Source organism: Halanaerobium sp. (genome assembly GCF_003070835.1).
In genome coordinates, this window is record NZ_QBLR01000334.1 from 1 (window position 1) to 3616 (window position 3616).

Annotated in this window: 3 protein-coding genes; all 3 read left to right on the forward strand. The window is 31.3% G+C overall.

What is annotated here, in order from left to right; all coding sequences use genetic code 11:
* The first annotated feature begins 112 nt into the window (after positions 1-112).
* The 3 genes from CI949_RS18500 (at position 113) to CI949_RS18510 (ending at position 3547) form a co-directional block, all read left to right on the forward strand.
* Positions 113-1231 (forward strand): ethanolamine utilization protein EutH, encoded by a 1119-nt coding sequence (locus CI949_RS18500; RefSeq protein WP_290769124.1) that lies wholly within the window; start codon positions 113-115, stop codon positions 1229-1231.
* 22 nt (positions 1232-1253) lie between these two features.
* Positions 1254-2765: a glycerol kinase GlpK gene (gene glpK / locus CI949_RS18505; RefSeq protein ID WP_290769126.1), complete on the forward strand. Its 1512-nt coding sequence runs from the start codon at positions 1254-1256 to the stop codon at positions 2763-2765.
* A 245-nt stretch (positions 2766-3010) separates the two neighbouring features.
* Complete coding sequence (locus tag CI949_RS18510) at positions 3011-3547, forward strand: transposase (RefSeq protein ID WP_290769128.1); 537 nt, start codon at positions 3011-3013, stop codon at positions 3545-3547.
* The last annotated feature ends 69 nt before the right edge of the window (positions 3548-3616 follow it).

Consider the following 3616-nt stretch of genomic DNA (forward strand, 5'->3'; position numbering starts at 1 on the left):
TTGGATGATTTTTTGATTTATTTTTGCTCATAATATTTTTATCTTTCTACAAAGTTATCCACATTCCTGCAAAAGCATAGTTTCCTATATAATAAAAAAGGGGGAAGTAAAATTGACTTTTGATCAAATCATTATTTGGGTTATGGCTATAGGTGTTATTTTAGGTGGAATTGATAGAATAATTGGAAATAAGTTTGGATTAGGTGAAAAATTTGAAGAGGGCTTTAATTCTATGGGACCATTAGCACTTGGAATGGTGGGTATAATTACTTTAGCACCAGTAATAGCTAAAGTTCTAGGTCCTATAATAATTCCAATATTTGACTTAATGGGTTCTGATCCGGCTATGTTTGCTAGTGTTCTAGCAAATGATATGGGAGGATATCCTCTTGCTATGGAGTTAGCTCAAAGTGAACAAGCTGGTTTGCTTTCTGGACTTGTAGTTGCAGCAATGTTAGGATGTACAATAGTATTTTCAATACCTGTTGGGCTAGGATTAATCGAAAAAAAGGATCGCCCTTTTTTTGCTAAAGGTTTATTAGCTGGTTTAACAACAATTCCTATAGGAGGATTAGTAGGAGGGTTAATTGCTGGATTTGAATTTCAAATGGTCATAATGAATTTGATTCCAGTTTTTATTTTTTCATTATTTTTAATATTAGGACTTAAATATTATACTGATAATATGATAAAAGGAGCTTTGATATTTGGAAGATTTATAGTTATAGTAATTACAATTGGCCTTTCAGCATCAGCTTTTGAGGCTTTAACTGGAATAGTAATTATTCCAGGTATGGCTCCAATTTCAGAAGGTTTAGCGATAATAGGAGAAATTGGGATAATTTTATTAGGGACTTTCCCAATATTACATTTAATAGTAGAGAACTTAAAAAAACCTCTTAGTAAATTTGGTGAACTACTGGGAATGAATGCTACTGGTGCTGCAGGATTAGTTATAACTTTAGCTAATAGTATTCCGGTGTATAAAATGATGAAAGATATGGATCCAAAAAGTAAAGTAATTAATACAGCTTGGTTAGTACCAGCAACTGCTGCACTAGGAGATCATTTAGGTTTTACAGCCGGTGTGCGACCAGATATGATTACACCTGTTATATTAGCTAAAATGGTAGCAGGTGCTTTAGCAATAGTTGTCGGAGTTTGGGCATCTAAAGATTTAAGTAATGAAATTGCAGAAAGTGAAAAGATAGAACAAGAAGAAGCAGCTTAAAAATTATTTGGGGGTAATTAAATTGAAAAATAATGGTTATATTTTAGGTATTGATCAAGGAACTACTGGCACTAGAACTTTAGCATTAAATGAAAAATGGGAAATTGAATCTCAGGGGTATTATACACATGAACAATATTATCCCAAACCTGGTTGGGTAGAACATGATCCGATAGAAATCTGGCAAAAAACCCAGAATTCAGTTAGTGAAGCTTTAATAAAAGGAGGAATAAATCAAAAAAACTTGAGAGCTATTGGTTTAGATAATCAAGGAGAAACTGTAATTATATGGAATAAAAACAACGGTAAACCTATTTATAATGCTATAGTCTGGCAAGACAGAAGAACTTCTCAACTTGCAGATGAGCTAAAAGAAAAACATGCTAAATTTATAAAAGAAAAAACTGGAGTTGTTGTGGATTCATATTTTTCAGCTTTAAAAATAAAATGGATTTTGGATAATGTAGAAGGTGCTAGAGAAGAAGCAGAAAAAGGTAATTTAATAGCTGGAACTACTGATACTTGGTTAATCTGGAATATGACAAACGGAAAAGTCCATATGACTGATTATTCTACAGCCTCTAGAACAATGCTTTTAAATATAAATTCAAAAGAGTGGGATAAGGATATATTGGATTTATTAAACATACCAGTTAAAATGCTTCCTGAGTTAAAAAATAGTAGCGAAGTTTTTGGGTATACTGATCCAAATAGTTTTCTTGGACTGGAAATTCCTATATCTGGTAGTGCTGTAGATCAACAAGCTGCGTTATTTGGTCAATCTTGCTATAAAAAAGGAATGATAAAAACAACTTATGGAACAGGATGTTTTATGTTGATGAATACTGGTAACAAGATTTGTAATTCTGATAATGGTATTTTAAGTACAGTAGCTTGGAGTTTAGAAGATGAATTAACATTTGCTTTAGATGGGGGGGTTTACATTGCTGGAGCAGCTGTAGAATGGTTGAATAATGGAATAAATATAATAGATAACCCAGCAGAAACAGAAAATATATGTAAATCCATTTCAAATACAGGAGAAGTATTTTTTGTGCCAGCATTTTCGGGTTTAGCTGCACCATATTGGGATCAATATGCTAGAGGAACATTAGTTGGAATTACAGGAGGTACAGAAAGAAAACATATAGTACGAGCAACATTAGAAAGTATTGCATACCAAGTAAATGACAATATGAAAGTTATGGAAGAAGATTCAGGTATTGATATAAATGTTATGAGGGTAGATGGTGGAGCAGTTGCAAATGATTTTTTAATGCAGTTTCAAGCTGATATTTTAGGTATCCCTGTAGATGTTCCTGAAATTACAGAAACTACTGCGTTAGGTGCTGCATACTTAGCTGGATTAGGTATAGGAGTTTTTGATAGCATAGATCAAATTTCTAATAATTGGTCCTTAAAAAAAAGGTATGAACCTAAGATGAGCAAAACTAAAAGAGAATATCTCATTGGTAGGTGGAAAGAAGCAGTTGAGCGTTCTCAAGGATGGGCAAAAAAAGAAATTTTAGAATAAGTATTTAAATGCTTAATTTTAAAATGAACTTTAAGTAATTTAAAATTTAATGAAAAGTGTCTATATTAAATATGTGATAGTAATACGGTAAGATGTTAAGCGGAAAATGAGAAATAATTTAATTAAGTAGTTTCCCCATTTTTTTAAAATAGCTAAAACTCAAAGTTATCAACAGCCAAAAATGTGGATAAGTAGCTCTTAGAAACCCTTAAAATAGATTATCCACAGATTACGTAAAAAAAGGTATCTATGCCCTTGATAAAGGCTATGACGCCAACATGTATTATGAATATTTTACTGAGGGCAACAAAGATTTTGTAATTAGAGCTAAAAGTAACCACAATGTAATTTACAAAGGCAAAAGTTTAAATATCAAAAAAGTAGCTGCTCTCTATAAGGGTAAGTATGCCTACCATTATAGAAATCAGAACAACAAAGAGAGAAAGCTAAAATTCAGCTACACTCCAATTAAATTACCTGCTTTAAAAGATACTGAATTAACTATGGTAATTGTCAGAGGACATGGTATTAATCCAACAATGATTATCACAAATTTAAATCCTAATTCTAAGCGTCTTACTCCGGCAGTTTTAAAAGCATATATTAAAATATGGAGAATTGAAGAATATTTTAGGTTTAAAAAACAGAAATTTGACTTTGAAAACTTCAGAGTTAGATCATTAAAGAAAATCAGAAATTTAGATTTAATTTTATCAATAATCATAGGATTTTTAGCTCTTTTTTCCAATCAAAAGGTAACGTCAAGTATTTTGTGTAAATAAATTAATATCTTTCTTCAAATAGTTGAATTAGTTTTTCTCGAGCAGCTAAAAATCCTTTTAATCTTCTCT